We start from the raw sequence: 17,366 nt of genomic DNA, 5'->3' as shown, positions 1-17,366 counted from the left end.
CTATCGTGGGCGGCATGGGGCAGGACAGCGCGGCGGTGCGGCTGCGGACGCTCGCGGGGCGCGTCCCGGTCACGCTGGGTCTTGCCGTCGTGCTGGTGCTGGTCGGAGTCGTCTCGGGCGGGCTGTGGACGCCGTTCGAGGAATCGGACGCCTTCGTCCAGGTCGCATACGGCCTTCCCGCCCTCGCGGAGGGACGCTGGTGGACCCCCCTCACGGGGACGTTCTTCGTCTCGCACCCGTGGGTGTATCTCGCGGGTGTTCCGGTGCTGGTCGCGATGGCCCTCCTCGAGTACCGCCGAGGCTCCCGCGTCACCGCCGCTCTCTTCACGGTCGGGCAGCTGTTCTCGGTGCTCGCGGCGGCGATCCTGCTGTGGGTCGGCGCACTGCTGCCGTGGTCGTGGGCGCAGGAGCAGGCGACCGCCCTCGACGTCGGCCCCTCGGGCGGGATGTTCGCGTGCGTCGCGGGCGCCCTCGTCCTGCTGCCGTCGCCGTGGCGCCTGCGCGCGTGGACGGTCGTCATCGCGGTGCTCTCGGTCGCGTTCGTCTATTACGGGTCGCTGCCCGACCTCGAGCACGTCCTCGCGGTCGGCTTGGTCCTCTCCGTCGACCGGTCACTGCGTCCGCAGCGGGTGAGCGTCCGCGAGCAACGCCTGCTCGCCTTCGTCATCGTGTGCGCTCTCGGCGCGATCGAGGTCCTCGGCTACGTCGCGCCGATGACCGGGCCGTTCGGGTACTCCGCGGCCGTCTCGGGCTCGTGGGTCGACGTCGCCGTCAACACCGCGATCGTGCTGGTCGTCGCCACGGCGCTGCGTCGCGGGCGCCGGTGGGCGTGGGTGGTGGTGCTGGTCTACAGCGCGCTCAACCTCGTCCTGATCATTCTGCTCATCGGCATCCTGATCCTCGTCGGCGCGACCGGTCTCGAGAGCGACCTGGATGCCGACGTCACCAGCGTCCTCGCCTCGTCGCTGCTCTGGGTGCTGGCGGCGGTGTACTTCGTGCTCGTGCGGTCGGCGTTCCGCGCCCGCCCCCGCGCCGCCCTGGGCGACAGCCCGGCACCGGACGTCGGCGACGTGAAGGACGAGCTGCGCGCCTCCGGCGGAGGCACCCTGTCGTGGATGACCACGTGGGAGGGCATGGCGTACGCCCGTTTCGGCCGCGGGATCGTGGCGTACCAGCGGCGTTCCGGCGTCGCTCTCGCCCTGGCCGATCCCCTCGGCCCGACGAGCACCCGCGCCGAGACGGTGCGCGCGTTCGTCCGTGCCGCCGAGACGGCCGGTCTCGCGCCGTGCTTCTTCAGCGCCGGAGCAGAGACGCGCGACGCCGTTCCCGAGGGGTGGCGCAGCATCGTCGTCGCCGACGACACCGTGGTCGATCTGCCGGGCCTTCGCTTCACCGGCAAGGCGTGGGGCGCCGTGCGCACCTCGCTCAACCGGGCCGAGCGCGAGGGGATGACCTTCCGCCTCTCACGATGGGATGCCGAACCCTGGGGGGTGCGCCAGCAGCTGCGGGCGATCTCCGAGAGCTGGGTCGGCGACAAGGGGCTGCCCGAGATGGGGTTCACCCTCGGCACCCTGCACGAGGCGGCCGATCCCGAGGTGCGCCTGGCCCTGGCGCTCTCGCCCGCGGGCGACGTCGACGGGTTCTTGTCGTGGCTGCCGGTCTACGGCGACGACGGCGTTCGCGGATGGACGCTCGACCTCATGCGACGGCGCGACGGTGGTTTCGGACCCGTCATGGAGTACCTGATCGGCTCGTCGGCCCAGCAGTTCTCCGCCGAGGGGGCACAGGTCATGTCGCTGTCGGGTGCGCCCCTGGCGCACGAGTATCCGGTGGATGCCGGGGTCATCGCCGATCTGCAGACGCGCCTGGCCGACATCCTCGAGCCGGTCTACGGCTTCGCCTCGCTGCACCGCTTCAAGCAGAAGTTCCACCCCCGCTACGAGACGATGTACCTGCTCTACCGCGACGAGGCGGATCTCACGCGCATCGGCGCGGCGCTCACGCGGGCGTTCCTGCCGAACGCCACGTTGCGCCAGTTCGCGGCGGCGGGGGTCGATCTGGTGCGCCACGAAAAATGAACCCCGACGCATCAGCGATGCGCCGGGGTTCGTGCCGAAGGATGTCGGCGGGAGATCAGAGGGGGCGGATGTTCTCGGCCTGCAGGCCCTTGGGGCCCTGCGCGACCTCGAATTCGACGCGCTGGTTCTCTTCGAGCGAGCGGTAGCCGCCGGACTGGATCGCGCTGTAGTGCGCGAAGACGTCCTGGCTGCCGTCATCGGGAGCGATGAAGCCGAAGCCCTTCTCCGAGTTGAACCACTTGACCGTGCCCTGCGTGCTCATGGTGATGCCGTTTTCCGCTTGAGCCGGCACCGTGCGCACCGGACTGTGAGCCCCACGGTAACGGCGATGGCCTGTGCGCGCACGACTCCGTGACACAAACGTTGCGAGTGGTGACACGTCGACCCTCACGCAGGGCGTATACGGTGTCGGCGGCTCGTCGAGACACCTCGGCCGCGCGGTGGGCCGGGGCATCCGAACGGCGGTCGGATCCGCCCGCGTCGATCGCGCCGCGCGCGGCGTCCGGGGGTTCTCGACGTGCCGCGCTCGGTGGGCCGCCCTCGTGTCGGCTGGCGCACGGGTCGGAGCGACGGTGCGGACACGCCTGCGAGACTGGCGCGATGATGTCATCCGCACCCACGGCGATCAGCGACGACGTCTTCGAGCGATGGGTGCGCCACTTCGCCGACAACCGCGTCGCGCACGCGGAGATCGAGGCTCGGATCGACGGGAGTGCGCCGGCGCATCTTTCCGAGCACGCTCGGCAGGCGCTCGTGAGGTCGTTTCAGAGATTTGAGCTGGGAGAGGGCGGCGACGGTGTTCATCTGCTGAGAAAGGCGGGGAGTCGTGGCGCCCTTCAACAGGAAGCACTGAGGATGCTGGTCGCTGAGGAGCAGAAGCATTCGGCGCTCTTCCGACGCGGCCTGCACCGATTGAAGGCCTCCCCCCTGTCCGGTCATTGGTCCGACCGGATCTTCACACGGCTACGCCGTTCTCTGGGGTTGCGCACCGAATTGGCGTTGTTCCTCACCGCGGAGGCTGTCGCAATGCCCTACTTCGTCGTCCTCGCACGATCCGCACCCGATGAGGTGATCAGAGGAATCGGCACTCGGATCGCCCTCGACGAGGAACACCACCTCGCCTTCCAGATCGATCAGTTGAAGCAACAACTCGCGTCGCGGACGCTCCCCGTCCGCGCGCTCGTCTTCATCGCGTGGTGGTGCGTCGCCGTCGGAGCCGCGACCGTCGTCGCTGTCGACCACGGTCCGGCGCTTCGCGTGTGCGGAATGCCGGTGAGGGTGTACTGGGGAGCGGCGCTGCGATCTTTTCGCCGCGCGGCCGGAGCATCTCTCAGCCGCGATCTCGTCGCGCCCGCTGGGCGAGCGCCCACAGCAGGCGTCGTCGAGGAATCCGAGGGTCCGCGCCACGGATAGGTTGAGCGTCATGTCCTCATCGGCGCAGTCGGGTGACCCCGTCCGTCTGACCTCGACCTCACGTCCGACTCCGGGCGGCTCCGGTCGGCAAAGCCTTCTGTGGGTCTTCACGTCACTCGCGAGTGTCGTCGTCTTCGTCTCCTGGTTCTGGCTGGGCATGGTCAAGGAGGGCGCTCGGCAGGATGAAGGACGAGCAGGCCAGGAGTACGCCGACGCACTCGTGAACGACCTCGGTGTCACGCCGGTCGTCGTGGCCCACGTCGTGGTGCTGCTCATCGTCGTGGCCATCGGCATGTGGCCGCGCAGGCTCAGCGTGCGCGGTGTCATCGTCCCGGTACTCGTTTGCGTGACCGCTTCGGTCGCCGGGCTCCTGTCGTCCATCCCGTTGACCGCACCGGTTCCGGCGCTCCCGTGACCTCGCGCAGCGTCTGCGGGGTCCGCCCCGAGCCCATACGACGCCCGGGCTGAGCAGAGCTCGAAGCCCGGGCGTCGACGGATCCCCCCGGATATGTCACGCGAGGCGTGACGGCGATCACTTTACCGGCGCCGGACCTCTCGCGCGACACGAAAACGAAGAATCAGCCAGTTCTGTCCAGGTTCTGTGATAACCCGGGGTCGTAAACTCCCGCTGATGGAAGGTCGGCGTCGCGCATCGGCCCTCGTCGACGATGCCTACCGGCAGCTCGGCGAGGCCATCGTCGACGGTCGACTGCAACCGGGTGACCGCCTGCGCGACGTGGAGCTGGCCGTGCTGATGGGCATCTCGCGGACCCCCGTGCGCGAGGCGCTGCAGCGTTTGGAGCGCATCGGGCTGGTCGAGGTGGCCGCGAACCGCTATACCCGGGTCGCCGCGCTGAGCGATCGCGCCCGCCGCGACATGCGCGAGTACGCCGCCCACACCATCGGCGGAGCACTGCGCGTCGCCGTCGAGCGCGCCGGTGACGACGATCTCGCCGAGACCGCGCGACGCCTCGACGAGATGCGCGACGCGCCGACGTCCGCCGCCTACGTCCGAGCGATCCTCGGCCTCTATGCGCACATCGTCGACGCGTCGGGCAACATCGTCTTCGCGAAGGCCCTCGCCCAGACCGACCTCGTCCTGCGACGCAACCTCGAGGGATGGCAGAGCATCGACGACGACACGAGGGCTCCGCTGTTCGCGACCCTGCGTCGGCAGATCCTCTCGCGCGACGCCAACGGTGCGACGTGGAGCTTCCTCTCGCTGCACGGTTTCGACTGGTCGCACAAGCACGAGGATCACGATCCGACCCCCGGCTAGCGTGACCGCATGCCCCTCATCGACCTGCGTGACGACGACGCCACAACCACCGAGGCCCTCCGCCGGCTCATCGCCCGTGAGGCCGAGCGACCGCTCTCCGTCCGTGTTCCCGCCGATCATCCCGCGCACGAAGAGCTCGTCCGCCTCGGCTTCGTGGAGCATGGCCGCGACGGTGACGGCGTCGTCTACGTCCTTCCGCCGACGCTAGAGTGACGCGGTGCCGACGAGCGACGACGAACAGGACCACGAGCCGGTCGATGCTCCGGCGTTCACCCGCCTGCTGAGCCGGCCGTTGTCGATGCTCGTCTTCGTCGCGATCGTCTTCGTCGTCACGACCGTTCAGGCCATGGCCAATCCGTTCGGTGCGATCGTCATGGGCGACTTCACCTGGGACTACCGCCTGCCCCTCGCCGTGGTCGTCGCGGTGGTGGTCGCGGGGTGCGCCGTGCAGAGCGCGCTGCTGCTGCTGTCCGCGCGGGCGCCCGTGATCGCCGTGCTCGGGACGACGGTGTGCTACCTCGGTCTGATGGTCGGCGTCGACGTGCCCCGCTGGCTGACCGGCATGGCGCTGGTCGTGGCCGTCGCGGCGTTCTTCCTCGCCGTGCACCGCCGGGCCGTGACCACGATCGCGACGACCGCGGCGGTGATCGCCCTGGCGTGCGTCGTCATCTTCCAATACGCCCTGGGAGCGGGCCTCCCGCCCAGCGCCGCCTGGGGATACACCTTCGCCGATGGGCTGGCCTTCGCCGCACCCGTCATCGGGGGTGCGGCGCTCGGAGCCTGGTGGGCGGGGCGCATGCGGCGGCTGCGGAGGGCCAGCGCGCAGGTCGCGGCCGCGGCACGCGAGCACGAGGCCGAGGTCGAGCGCGCCAAGGCCCTCGAGCGCGCGCGCATCGCCCAGGAGCTGCACGACGTCGCCGGCCAGCATCTCGCGGGTCTGCTGTCGCTGGCCGACGCCGCGGTCGAGATCGACCTGCTCGATGCCGATCAGGCGGCGACGCTCATCGAGGAGATGCGGGCCGAGGGCAGATTCGCCTCGGCGAGTCTGTACGCCGCGCTGCGCGACCTGCGCGCCGAGAGCGGGTCGCAGGCCGAGCCGACACGTGATCTTCGGGCGCTCGACGACCTCGTGGCCTTCTGGACGGATCGCGGCATGAGCGTGATCCGGCGCGTCCACGCACCCGTCGACGATCTTCCCGCGATGGTGTCCACGACGGCGTACCGCGTCGTGCAAGAGGCTCTGACCAATGTGTCCAAGCACGCCGCCGGCGCGGATGCGGCCATCGACGTGCGCGTGGGACCGCACGCCGTCCGGGTGAGCGTCTCGAACACGCCCGGGCGCACGGCCGTCACCGGTGCAGATCCCCACGGCCTGAGATGGGGACTCACGGGGTTGGCCGAACGCGTCGAACTGCTGCACGGAACGTTCCAGGCGGGACCCGCTCCACACGGTGACGGGTGGCTGGTCGTCATGGAGGCACCGGTATCGATCGACGAGGGCGCCGTGCGCGCACGTCGCGCATGACCGCCGCCGCAGCCGACATCGGCGTGCTGATCGTCGACGACAATCGCACCGTGCGTCGCGGCATCCGACTACGGCTCGAGAACGCCTCCGGCATCCGCGTCGCCGGAGAGGCCGCCAACGGCCCCGACGCCGTCGTCCGCGCACGGGCCGAGAACGCCGACGTGGTGCTGATGGACCTGCACATGCCCGGCATGAGCGGCATCGCGGCCACCCGCATCATCACGTCGGAGAATCCCGGATGCCGCGTCATCCTGCTCACCAGTGAGGTGTCCGACGCCTTCGTCCTCGACGCCCTCGAGGCCGGCGCGAGCGGCTACCTGCTGAAGGGCCACGACAGCGACCAGTTGCTCCCCGTCATCCGCGGGGCCGCCGCCGGCACGGCGACGATCTCGCCCCGGGTCGCTCCGCGCCTGATCCGCGAACTGCGCGAGGCCAGGCCGCTGCCCGCGGCGCCCCACGAAGTATCGCTGCTGACCGCGGCCGAGACGCGCGTGGTCGCCTTGCTCAGCAGCGGGGTGACGGCCACCGAGGACATCGCCCGGCACCTGTCGGTGTCCATCAACACCGTGCGCAGCCAGACGGCATCCGCCCTCCGCAAGCTCGATCTGTCGGACCGGACGCAGCTCGCGCTCTGGGGTGCACGCAACGGGCTGCAACGCCGCGATCCGTCGTCCATTCGGACGAATTCCTGAGTTCTCTCCGCCCGCCGGACCGCACGTTCACGGGTCGCTCCACCCACCCGCGCGCAACCCCTCTTCCTCCGGTGGGTCGGAACCGCCAGACTGCACCCACAGCGCGCGTGACGATTCCGCCGCTGACGTCCGTGCGAGGCCGGAAGTTGGGGGCGGCCTCGCACGGACGTCACTCCCCCGCCCGCGGTCGGTGCCTTGACGCGCACCGTGACCCGTGTTGGGCTGGACCGATGGCGACATGGGTGTGGGTCATCGCGATCGTCGTCGGTACGGCGATGTGGCTGTGGTCGATCGGGCTGACCCTGCGTGCGTATCGCGGCGCGCGCGTCCCGCTCTGGCGGGCGCCGCGCAAAGCGCCCGGGGCAGCCGTCGCCCTGCGGGCGGTGGGACTCGCCCTCGGTGTGATGGGGATGTCGCCGACGAGCGGGATGATCGCGACGAGCCCCGGCGGGGCGGCGATCGTCGCCGCGGTGCTGATGACCGTGCTCTTTCTCGCTCCCCTCTTCATCGCTCTGCTCCGTCACAACGCCCGCGTCGACGCCGATCCGACGTGACGCCTCACCCGCGCACGAGGGTGGCGACGAGGGGTCGGTGATCGCTCCCCGCGTCGTCCATGTGGTCGCGCACGTCGAACCCCGTCACCCGCCACGCCGGCCCGGCCAGTATGTGATCGATTGGCGCGCCGAGCGCGATCTGCAGACTCACCGGCCAGGTGCCCGCGGCTGCTCGACCCCGTTCGGCGGCGGCGTCTCGGCAGCCACCGATGTCGCCTGCGTCGGCGCCCAGACCGGCGAAGTGGTCCAGGGTCGCGTTCAGGTCACCGGCGACGATGACGTCACGCTCGGTGCAGCGCGCGGCGACCCACCTCAGCCCGGCGTCCCATTGGTCCACGACGGCGGCCAGCGGGGGCATGGGGTGCGCGACGACGATCGTCGGTCCTCCCCCCTCGACGGGGCGCCACACGGCGCTCGGCAGGCCCGGGGTCGACGCGACGGTCGTGTCGCGCTCGTAGGGTCCCAGGGCCGTCGACACCAGGAGCGAACTCGGGATGCTCTCACCGCCCGGCGCCGCCGCGATGGTGTCATGGCGCATCGAGACGCCGTCGGACGCGAGCAGACGCACGATCCGCGCGGCCGCGAAGGCGTCGGTCTCGGGAAGGGCGACGACGTCGGCCCCCGTCTCGCGGATCAGCCCCGCGACGCTCTCGGCCGACGCTCCACCGCCGTACGCGTTCCACGACAGGACGGTGAGCTCGCGGCCCGTGCGCTCGTCCTGCGCCGGCGGAACGACACATCGCGCCAGCAGCACCGCCCCGTTCCCGACCGCCACCGCGGCCAGGGCGATCGCCAGGGCGGCCACGACGCCCCCGCGACGACGCCAGGCGGCGAGCATCCCCACGAGCACGGCGGCGACGGCGGCCCCCAGGACGAGCACGCCCCGCAGAGCGATCACGTTCGAGAGGAACGGAAGACGATGGATGCCGACCCCCTGCGGCCACACCACGACCGCCGCCAGGGCGATCCCGACGAAGAGGGCCACGACGAAGACGGGGCGGGGGGCTTTCGGCATCCCCCTCAGTAAATCGGTGATCCCGCGTGCGACGGAACTCAGCCGAGCCTTTTGGTCGCCTTCCGCACCTTCTGCAACGCTTCCGGCAGGTGGGCCAGGTGCGCGTCCGCACGGGACTGCGCGCGGCGCGCGATGTCGTCGTAGGGCGCCGTCGCCTCTTGTGCGACGAAGGCACGCCGATGCGTCTCGACGGCCCGTTCGACGAGCAGCAGATCGTCACGGTGCTCGCCCAGCAGTTTGTGGACCCGTTTGGCCGCACGACCGAGTCGGCGGTTGTCGCCCCCGAGCAGCGAGGCATCGGCGCTGTTCACGGCCTCGGACAGGTAGCGCAGGCGACGAGCGGCCTTGCGGACGTCGTGCAATCGGTCGAGAGAGCCGTCCGAGCGGCGCACCGCGCGCGCCAGACGACGAGCGTCCCGGCGCAGCAGACGGCGGAAGGTCTTCTTCGCCGAGGCATCGTCGAGGTGGAGCGTCAGACCCGCTTCGCGGACGAGCTGTCGACGCGTCTGGCCGGCCGGCGTCTCGTGCGCGTGCAGAACGCGGGCGTGCAGGTGGCGGTACTCGGCCCGTTCGTCACCGACCAGGCGACGACGCGCGTCCGAGTCGTCGATACCCCACTCGGCCATGACCTTCTCGGCGCGATCGGCGCGCACCTCGGCATCCCGCGCTTCTCCCAGCACTCGCCCCCACGGTGCGAGTGCGGCCCGGGTGTCAGCGAGAGCGGGGTCGTCGGTGAGTCGCTTCATCGAGGCGAGGACGGAGCTCAGGCGCCGCACTCGCGTGCGGTGCTCGTGAAGTCCGTCCGGTTCGTCGCCAAGCGCCGCCGCCTCGGTGGCCTCGACGTCGGCGGAGGCCGATTGGACGATCCGGCGGGCGAGGGTTTCCGCGGAGACAGACGCACGTGACATCCCGTCACGCTAGGGCGGTGGACGCCACGATGCCGCGGGGTTGACGTCGCCGCGGACGCGCAAAGGCCCGGGGCGCGGTCCACCCGCCCCGGGCCTTTGCGACCGGTGTCAGCGCGCGGCGCGACGACCCACGATGAGGCCGTAGATCAGCAGGACGATGATCGACCCACCGATGGCGAGCAGCCACGTCTGCAGCGAGAAGAAGTCCTGGAGGGGGGCGTTGAAGAGCAGGCTACCGAGGAACCCGCCGAGCAGGGCACCCACGACGCCGAGGACGAGCGTGATGAGCCAGCCGCCACCCTGCTTGCCGGGGAGGATCAGCTTTGCGATGGCGCCGGCGATGAGGCCGAGGAGGAGAAATCCGAAGAATCCCATTGTTGTGTTCCTTTCAGCGAGTATGAACCGATACCCGCTCGAGGCGGGCTCTCGTTTCACCCAGCTTCCTCTCAGCTATCCGAAACGGCAGGTGGGTTGATTCCGGCGCGAAATTCTGGGTGTGTGACCGGACCGCGTTCTCGGAATGACGGATGCCACCCTCTCACCCGGGGCGGGAGGACCCCGCGCGACGGGGTGCTCGACGCCGCGCGACGCGAGTTATCCCCCGGGTTTTCCACAGGCCGCCCCTCGCATCGGACATGCCGCGAACAACGACGGAACGGCGAGAGTCGGAGGCGGAATTACGCGTGTGTAGTTTCGAAGAGAGCGACGAATGTCCGGGTTCTCCACATCGCTGCACACAGCCGAAGGCCGCTTTCACACACGCTGTCCACAGAGTTATCCACAGATGTGGGGAAAACTCCGCGGCCTCACCATCGTTTGTCGCCCTGCAGTCGAGACATTGTCGAAATAGCCGATGGTGGCGTGAACAACTCTCCGGTGCTTGGACTGCATGCTCGCGTGAATCAGCCAGACCTCGGGGTTCGACTGCTTTTCCGCGGTGAGAACGAGATCGGGTTCGTGTGCCGAGAGAACGTCGTGCACTCGCTGCGCAATACGCCGCGGTTCATCATCCTTCACGTGAGGTAACGCCCCCTTCAGCCGATCGCAGTGCCGAACCCGGGTGGGCACCCGCCCCGGAAACGACGAAGGCCCCGGGAGATTTCCGGGGCCTTCGTCTTGCTGTGCGCGAGGGGGGACTTGAACCCCCACGCCCTTGCGGGCACTGGCACCTGAAGCCAGCGCGTCTACCTATTCCGCCACTCGCGCGAGTCACGGCACGGATGCCACGAACTCAACTTCCCGAGAATATCACGGCCACGACCCCACGACGAAACGCGGCCCAGGAAGCCCTCTTCCATGACCTGTCCAGGCGTGCTGACTACGATGTGCCTACTGGTCTGCCTGCCTGAAGGAGTCTCGTGGGGCTACTCGACAGTTTCGAGAAGGGTCTCGAACGCGCCGTCAACGGTGCGTTCGCGAAGACCTTCCGCAGCGGCATCCAGCCGGTGGAGATCGCTTCTGCCCTGCGCAGTGAGCTCGATAAGAAGGCCGTGGTCGTCACGCGCGATCGCATCCTCGCGCCCAACACGTTCAGCGTGCGCCTCTCCCCCGCCGACGACGAGAGGATGAGCGCGCTCGGCTCGACGCTGGTGTCCGAGCTCGACACGCTCGTCAAGAAGCACGCGCGCACGCAGGGCTACTCGTTCGCGGGCCCCGTCGCCATCTCGATCGAGCGCGACACGTCGCTGTCGACCGGCACGCTGCGCGTCGACTCGCAGACCACCGAGGGCCGCATCGCGTGGCGCGGGGTCGTCGACATCGACGGTACGCGGCATCCCCTCACCGGTGCGCGCACGGTCATCGGGCGCGGAAGCGACGCCGACATCACCATCTCCGACGCCGGCACGAGCCGCAAGCACGTCGAGATCCTGTGGGACGGCGAGCGCGCGATGGTCCGCGATCTGGGCTCGACCAACGGCACCACCCTCAACGGCCGCAAGATCTCCGAGGCCGCCCTGCCGCCCGATTCGACGATCTCGATCGGCCGCACCAATATCGTGTTCCGTGTGGTGGCGCAGGCGCAGCCGCCGCGGCGCCCGTCGGCGTCCGACGCCACGCGCCTCTTCGACGTCCGGGAACGGGGACCCCAGTCATGAGTCCGTTGACTCTTCTTCTTCTGCAGGGCGGGTTCCTCGTCCTGCTGTGGTTCTTCGTGTTCGGCGTGGTCTATTCGCTGCGCGCCGACCTGTTCGGCGTGAAAGTGCGCAAGCTCCCCGAGCCGGCGGCATCCCCCGCTCCGGCGGCGGCCGCGCCGACCGCGGCGCCCGACGCGGTCACCACGCAGGTGAAGCGCCCCGCTGCTCCCGCCCCCGCCCCCGTGGGCGGCCTCGCGACGACGTCCACGGTGTCGCGCATCGTGATCACCAGCGGCCCCAAGGCCGGCCTCGAACTGCCGCTCGGCACCGAGCCGCTCACGATCGGACGCTCGAGCGAATCGGGCCTGGTCATCCGCGACGACTACACCTCCAGTCATCACGCCCGTCTCGTGCTGTGGGGCGATCAGTGGATGCTGCAGGACCTCGACTCCACCAACGGCACCTCCCACGACGGCGTCCGTGTCGCGGCGCCGGTGCAGGTGAAGGTGGGTGCACCCATCAAGGTCGGCGCGACGACGTTCGAGCTGAGGAAGTAACCCTCCTCCATGGTCTTCCAGGGCTCGAGCGCCGCCATCTCCCATACGGGCAAGGTGCGCTCCAACAACCAGGACTCCGGCTACGCCGGGTCCAACCTCTTCGTGGTCGCCGACGGCATGGGCGGTCACGCCGGCGGTGACGTCGCCTCGAGCCTGGCGATCGGCCGTCTCACCGACCTCGATCAGCCGTTCGGCACGCCGGCGCAGGCCGAGCACGCCATCCGCGACGCCCTGGCTGACACGGCCGCCGAGCTGATCGACACCGTTGCGCGACGCCCCGAGCTCGCGGGCATGGGCACCACCGTCAGCGCCCTGGTGATGGTCGACGACTACGCCGTCATCGGCCACATCGGCGACTCGCGCATCTACCTCTACCGCGACGACACCCTGACGCAGATCACGGCCGATCACACGTTCGTCCAGCGTCTGGTCGACTCCGGTCGCATCACCCCCGAAGAGGCGCGGTACCACCCCCGCCGCTCGGTGCTCATGCGCGTGCTCGGCGACATGGACCCCGACCCCGAGGTCGACAGCTTCATCATGCCGACGCAGGACGGCGATCGCTGGTTGCTGTGCTCCGACGGACTGTCGGGCGTCGTCGACGACGACCACACCGCCAAGACCCTCGCCCTGGGCATGCCCCCGGCCCGCACCGCCGACGCCCTGCTCAAGCAGGCGCTCGACGGCGGCGCTCCCGACAACGTCACCGTCGTCCTGGTCGACGTGGGCGGTCAGCATCCCGTGTTCATCGGCACCCCCACGATCGTGGGGTCGGCGTCGAACCCGAGCGGCGTCGTCGTCCCCGCCGCGCGCCCCGGGCGCTCCAACTGGCTGCACCACGCGCGCCAGGTCGCGAACGAGCCCACGCACTTCGAGCCGGCCGCCGAGTTCCTCGAGGAGCTGATCGAAGAGGACCGCCGACGCGCCCGCCGCCGACGCTTCGGTTGGCTCGCCGCGCTGCTGATCGTGCTGGTCGGCATCGGAGCGGGCCTGTTCGCGGGCTACAACTGGACGCAGACGCGGTACTACGTCGGCGCCGACGACGACTCGGTCGTGATCTACCGCGGCATCCAGCAGTCCATCGGTCCGATCTCACTGTCGAACGTCTACGAGGACACCGACATCGTGCTCGCCGACCTGTCGGCCTTCGACCGTCAGACGGTCGAGGCCACCATCTCGGCGCGCTCGCTCAGCGACGCCGAGCAGATCGTCGACCGGCTGCGGCCCACGGCGGAGGGAAGCGGATGACCGACCAGAAGCTGACCCGATCCTCGGATGCGGTGTCCACCGACACGGCCGTGATGCGCGCGCTCAAGAAGATCCGCGTCCCCGCGAAGCAGCGCAACCGCGAGCTGGGCCTGCTCGTCTTCGCGATCGCCGTCTACGCCGGCGCGGTCGTCCTCGTGCAGCTCGGCGCGACGGGAGCGGTCGAGACCGGCTTCCTCACGCTCGCGGCGGTGCCGGCGGTCCTGGCGCTGATCACGCACGTCGTGCTGCGCCTGCGCGCGCGCGACGCCGATCCCTTCGTCCTTCCGATCGCCACCGTCCTCACGGGTCTGGGCATCGCGATGATCTACCGCATCGACCTGGCCGAGCAGTCGACGGGGTGGGATGCCACCGGCCACCGCCAGATCGCCTGGGCGGCGATCGCGATGGTCGCGGCTCTCGTCGTGCTGATCTTCGTGCGCAATTACCGCGTGCTGTTCCGCTACACGTACCTGTTCGGCCTGGTCGGCATCCTGCTGCTCCTGCTGCCCTTCGTGCCGGGTCTGGGCACCGACCAGAACGCCGACGTGTGGGTGTCGCTGGGCTTCGTGTCGTTCCAGCCCGGTGAGCTGGCCAAGATCTGCCTGGCCATCTTCTTCGCCGGGTACCTGGTGCGCACGCGCGAGAGTCTCACCTCGACCGGGACGCGCTTCCTCTTCATGACGTGGCCGCGTGCGCGCGAACTCGGTCCGGTGCTCATCATCTGGCTCGTCTCGCTGGGCATCATCGTGCTCCAGCGCGACCTCGGTACGGGCCTGCTCATCTTCGGCATGTTCGTCGCGATGCTGTACGTCGCGACCGGCAAGACCAGCTGGGTTCTGATCGGCCTGGTGCTGGTCGCAAGCGGTGCGTTCCTGGCATCCCGGTTCCTCCCCTACGTCAACGGTCGTTTCGCCAACTGGCTCAACGCCTTCGACCCCGAGGTGATCGACCGTGACGGCGGCAGCTACCAGCTGGTGCAGGGCATCTTCGGTCTGTCGCACGGCGGCCTGTTCGGCACGGGTCTCGGCCAGGGCCGGCCGTACATCACGCCGCTGTCGCAGAGCGACTACATCGTGCCGAGCCTCGGAGAAGAGCTCGGCCTGGTGGGCCTGTTCGCGATCCTGGCGCTCTACATGGTCTTCACCAGCCGCGGGATCCGCGTGGGCCTGGCGGGTCAGGACGACTTCGGCAAGCTGCTCGCGACCGGCTTCTCGTTCACGATCGCCCTGCAGGTGTTCATCATGGTCGGCGGTGTGACGCGCGTCATTCCGCTCACCGGTCTCACCACCCCGTTCCTGGCCGCCGGCGGCTCGTCGCTGATCGCGAACTGGATCATCGTGGCCTTCCTGCTGAGAATCTCGGATGCCGTGCGCAGCCGCCCCCGGGTGGTGATCGGCTGATGATCCACCCGACCGCACCCGCCGACACCCCGATCCGTGAGGAGGCACCGTGACCAAAGAGCTCCGACGCCTCAGCATCGTCATGCTGGCGATGTTCCTGGCGCTGTTTGCCTCGACGAGCATCATCCAGGTGGTGCAGGCCAATGCCCTCACCAACACCTCCGGCAACACGCGCGCGCTCTACGACTCGTACGAGGTGCAGCGCGGATCGATCATCGCCAGCGGCACGCCCATCGCGCAGTCGGTCCCGTCCGACGACGTCTACAGCTGGCAGCGGCAGTACACGGATGCCGCGATGTGGGCGCCGGTGACCGGGTACATGAACCCCGTGCTCGACTCGCGCACCGCCATCGAGCAGGCCGAGAACAGCGTGCTCAGCGGACAGGACTCGAACCAGTTCTTCTCGCGCATCGACCGCGCCATCACCGGTCAGGCCCCGCGCGGATCCAACGTCGAGCTGTCGGTCGACGCCACCGTGCAGAAGGCAGCCTGGGACGCCCTGGGCGACCTGCAGGGCGCGGTCGTCGCGATCGAGCCGTCGACCGGGCGCATCCTGGCGATGGTCTCCAAGCCCAGCTTCGACACGAACGCCCTCGCCTCGCACGACACCGCGAGCGTCAACGCCGCGTACGACCAGCTCGTCGCCGACTCGGCGAAGCCGCTCGACAACCGTGCCATCGCGGGCGACCTCAACCCGCCAGGGTCGACCTTCAAGCTGGTCGTCGCGTCGGCGGCCCTCGCCTCGGGCCGCTACACGCCCGACTCGGCGTTCCCCAATCTCGCGGCGTACACCCTCCCGCAGTCGACGAACGTCGTCAGCAACGCCGGCGGCGGCGCGTGCGGCGAGGGTGACACCGTCACCATCGCGACGGCCCTACGGCTCAGCTGCAACATCCCCTTCGCGGAGCTGGCGGTCGAGCTCGGCGACGACGCGATCCGCGCGGAGGCGGAGAAGTACGGCTTCAACACCAGCTTCACCATGCCGCTGCAGTCCACGGCATCCACCTATCCCGCGTCCCCCAACGCTCCGCAGACCGCGCTGAGCGGCTTCGGGCAGGGCGACGTGCGTGCGACCCCCCTGCAGATGGCGATGGTCTCGGCGGGTATCGCCAACGGCGGCGTGGTGATGAACCCGCGCATGGTCGACCGCGTGATCGGCACCGATCTGTCCGTCACCGACCAGGGAGCCGACAGCGAGTTCGGTCGCGCCCTCGAGCCCGATATCGCCGCGCAGATGGTGTCGATGATGACGGCGAACGTCCAGGACGGCGCGGCATCGAATGCAACAATAGAGGGGGTCCGGGTGGCGGGTAAGACCGGCACCGCGGAGAACGATTCCCGTCCCTACACTCTCTGGTTCACCGGCTTCGCACCGGCGGACGACCCCCGGGTCGCCGTCGCCGTGGTCGTCGAAAACGGTGGAGGCCGGGGGCAGAACGGGAGCGGCAACGAGATCGCCGCCCCGATAGCGAAGAAGGTCATGGAGGCGGTGCTGAGCAAATGAGACCGACGCAGGGTGTGACCTTCGGAGGACGCTACGAGCTGGATTCGCGGATCGCGATCGGCGGGATGGGCGAGGTCTGGGAAGCGACCGACCACGTCATCGGACGTACCGTCGCGATCAAGATCCTCAAAGACGAGTACATGGGCGACCCGGGCTTCCTCGAGCGCTTCCGCGCCGAGGCCCGCCACGCCGCGCTCGTCAACCACGAGGGCATCGCGAGCGTGTTCGACTACGGCGAGGAGGACGGCAGCGCCTTCCTCGTCATGGAGCTCGTCCCCGGCGAGGCCCTGTCGACCATCCTCGAGCGCGAAGGTTCGCTGTCGAGCGACAAGACGCTCGACATCGTCGCGCAGACCGCCGCGGCCCTGCAGGCGGCTCACGCGGCCGGTCTCGTGCACCGTGACATCAAGCCCGGCAACCTGCTCATCACCCCCGACGGCCGGGTCAAGATCACCGACTTCGGCATCGCCCGCATCGCCGACCAAGTGCCGCTCACCGCGACCGGCCAGGTCATGGGCACCGTGCAGTACCTCTCGCCCGAACAGGCATCGGGTCACCCCGCCTCGCCGGCGACCGACACGTACTCGCTCGGCATCGTGGCCTACGAGAGCCTGGCGGGTAAGCGCCCCTTCACCGGCGAATCGCAGGTCGCCATCGCGATGGCGCAGATCAACGAGCAGCCCGCTCCCCTGCCGCCGACGGTCGCCGTTCCGGTGCAGAACCTCGTCATGGCGATGATCGCCAAGAAGCCCGACGATCGTCCTGCCTCGTCGGCCGCCGTCTCGCGCGCCGCCACGGCCCTGCGCCGGGGAGATCTCGCCGCCGCCGCCGCCGCGGTGCCCGCCGTCGCGGCCGGAGCCGCGGCCGTCGACGACGCGACGCAGCTGCTCACCGCCGGACAGACCTCGGCGACGACGCGGCTCATGCCCGCGGCCGCCGCGACCTCGCTCCTCACCGAGGAGCACACCGAAGAGGACCCGGCCCCGCAGAAGAAGAAGCGCAGCCCCTGGACGTGGCCGCTCATCGCGCTCATCGTCCTGCTGGCGCTCGTGCTGGGCGGAACACTGTTCACGCTGCTCGCGAATCAGGGTGAGCCGGACGCCGCGCCCACCAGCGCG

Annotated in this window: 18 protein-coding genes and 1 tRNA gene; 14 read left to right on the top strand and 5 right to left on the bottom strand. The window is 69.7% G+C overall.

Going from position 1 to position 17,366, the window contains the following annotated elements:
* Positions 1–14: 14 nt before the first annotated feature.
* Positions 15–2,078: a bifunctional lysylphosphatidylglycerol flippase/synthetase MprF gene (locus QZ433_RS09330; protein ID WP_295782425.1), complete on the top strand. Its 2,064-nt coding sequence runs from the start codon at positions 15–17 to the stop codon at positions 2,076–2,078.
* A 55-nt stretch (positions 2,079–2,133) separates the two neighbouring features.
* Here the strand turns inward: QZ433_RS09330 and QZ433_RS09325 are convergent, their stop codons facing one another.
* Positions 2,134–2,340 carry a cold-shock protein gene (locus QZ433_RS09325; protein WP_056225145.1) on the bottom strand — a complete coding sequence of 69 codons (207 nt, stop codon included), beginning with the start codon at positions 2,338–2,340 and terminating at the stop codon, positions 2,134–2,136.
* A gap of 338 nt (positions 2,341–2,678) precedes the next feature.
* Here QZ433_RS09325 and QZ433_RS09320 point away from each other — a divergent pair, with 338 nt between their 5' ends.
* The 7 genes from QZ433_RS09320 (at position 2,679) to QZ433_RS09290 (ending at position 7,541) form a co-directional block, all read left to right on the top strand.
* On the top strand, positions 2,679–3,491 hold the full coding sequence (locus tag QZ433_RS09320) for a ferritin-like domain-containing protein (RefSeq protein WP_295782413.1): 813 nt from the start codon (positions 2,679–2,681) through the stop codon (positions 3,489–3,491).
* Between the two features lie 10 nt (positions 3,492–3,501).
* Positions 3,502–3,906, top strand: coding sequence for a hypothetical protein (locus tag QZ433_RS09315; RefSeq protein ID WP_295782411.1), 405 nt, complete (start codon positions 3,502–3,504; stop codon positions 3,904–3,906).
* A 216-nt stretch (positions 3,907–4,122) separates the two neighbouring features.
* Positions 4,123–4,770, top strand: coding sequence for a GntR family transcriptional regulator (locus QZ433_RS09310; protein WP_295782409.1), 648 nt, complete (start codon positions 4,123–4,125; stop codon positions 4,768–4,770).
* 9 nt (positions 4,771–4,779) lie between these two features.
* Positions 4,780–4,983 (top strand): hypothetical protein, encoded by a 204-nt coding sequence (locus tag QZ433_RS09305; protein WP_295782407.1) that lies wholly within the window; start codon positions 4,780–4,782, stop codon positions 4,981–4,983.
* Positions 4,984–4,987: 4 nt separating this feature from the next.
* Positions 4,988–6,295, top strand: coding sequence for a histidine kinase (locus QZ433_RS09300; RefSeq protein WP_295782405.1), 1,308 nt, complete (start codon positions 4,988–4,990; stop codon positions 6,293–6,295).
* Positions 6,292–6,987 (top strand): response regulator transcription factor, encoded by a 696-nt coding sequence (locus QZ433_RS09295; protein ID WP_295782402.1) that lies wholly within the window; start codon positions 6,292–6,294, stop codon positions 6,985–6,987. The genes QZ433_RS09300 and QZ433_RS09295 overlap by 4 nt, the downstream gene beginning before the upstream one ends.
* A gap of 230 nt (positions 6,988–7,217) precedes the next feature.
* Positions 7,218–7,541, top strand: a complete 324-nt coding sequence (locus QZ433_RS09290) for a hypothetical protein (protein ID WP_295782399.1) — start codon at positions 7,218–7,220, stop codon at positions 7,539–7,541.
* Between the two features lie 4 nt (positions 7,542–7,545).
* Here the strand turns inward: QZ433_RS09290 and QZ433_RS09285 are convergent, their stop codons facing one another.
* From QZ433_RS09285 to QZ433_RS09270, 4 genes are all read right to left on the bottom strand, one after another.
* Positions 7,546–8,556, bottom strand: a complete 1,011-nt coding sequence (locus tag QZ433_RS09285) for an endonuclease/exonuclease/phosphatase family protein (protein ID WP_295782397.1) — start codon at positions 8,554–8,556, stop codon at positions 7,546–7,548.
* Positions 8,557–8,594: 38 nt separating this feature from the next.
* Entirely contained in the window at positions 8,595–9,464 is an 870-nt protein-coding gene (locus tag QZ433_RS09280) for a CHAD domain-containing protein (protein WP_295782394.1), read from the bottom strand.
* 108 nt (positions 9,465–9,572) lie between these two features.
* Positions 9,573–9,839, bottom strand: coding sequence for a GlsB/YeaQ/YmgE family stress response membrane protein (locus tag QZ433_RS09275; protein ID WP_108317556.1), 267 nt, complete (start codon positions 9,837–9,839; stop codon positions 9,573–9,575).
* A gap of 747 nt (positions 9,840–10,586) precedes the next feature.
* Positions 10,587–10,670: transfer RNA gene (locus QZ433_RS09270), tRNA-Leu, on the bottom strand.
* A 152-nt stretch (positions 10,671–10,822) separates the two neighbouring features.
* Here QZ433_RS09270 and QZ433_RS09265 point away from each other — a divergent pair.
* The 6 genes from QZ433_RS09265 to QZ433_RS09240 form a co-directional block, all read left to right on the top strand.
* Positions 10,823–11,560 carry a DUF3662 and FHA domain-containing protein gene (locus QZ433_RS09265; protein ID WP_295782389.1) on the top strand — a complete coding sequence of 246 codons (738 nt, stop codon included), beginning with the start codon at positions 10,823–10,825 and terminating at the stop codon, positions 11,558–11,560.
* A complete protein-coding gene (locus QZ433_RS09260; RefSeq protein ID WP_295782386.1) occupies positions 11,557–12,096 on the top strand; it encodes an FHA domain-containing protein in 540 nt (179 codons plus the stop codon). Before QZ433_RS09265 ends, QZ433_RS09260 begins: the two co-directional genes overlap by 4 nt.
* Before the next feature lie 9 nt (positions 12,097–12,105).
* The gene (locus QZ433_RS09255) at positions 12,106–13,344 is read left to right on the top strand and encodes a PP2C family serine/threonine-protein phosphatase (protein ID WP_295782383.1); all 1,239 of its coding nucleotides are present in this window, start codon (positions 12,106–12,108) and stop codon (positions 13,342–13,344) included.
* Positions 13,341–14,744 carry an FtsW/RodA/SpoVE family cell cycle protein gene (locus QZ433_RS09250; protein ID WP_295782380.1) on the top strand — a complete coding sequence of 468 codons (1,404 nt, stop codon included), beginning with the start codon at positions 13,341–13,343 and terminating at the stop codon, positions 14,742–14,744. Before QZ433_RS09255 ends, QZ433_RS09250 begins: the two co-directional genes overlap by 4 nt.
* Before the next feature lie 49 nt (positions 14,745–14,793).
* The gene (locus QZ433_RS09245) at positions 14,794–16,248 is read left to right on the top strand and encodes a penicillin-binding protein 2 (RefSeq protein WP_295782379.1); all 1,455 of its coding nucleotides are present in this window, start codon (positions 14,794–14,796) and stop codon (positions 16,246–16,248) included.
* On the top strand, positions 16,245–17,366 hold a 1,122-nt coding region (locus QZ433_RS09240), incomplete at its 3' end, for a serine/threonine-protein kinase (protein WP_295782377.1). The genes QZ433_RS09245 and QZ433_RS09240, both read left to right, overlap by 4 nt.

The sequence above is a fragment of the uncultured Microbacterium sp. genome (assembly GCF_913776565.1).
Taxonomy (GTDB): domain Bacteria; phylum Actinomycetota; class Actinomycetes; order Actinomycetales; family Microbacteriaceae; genus Microbacterium.
This window is presented reverse-complemented; position numbering and strand designations above follow the sequence as displayed.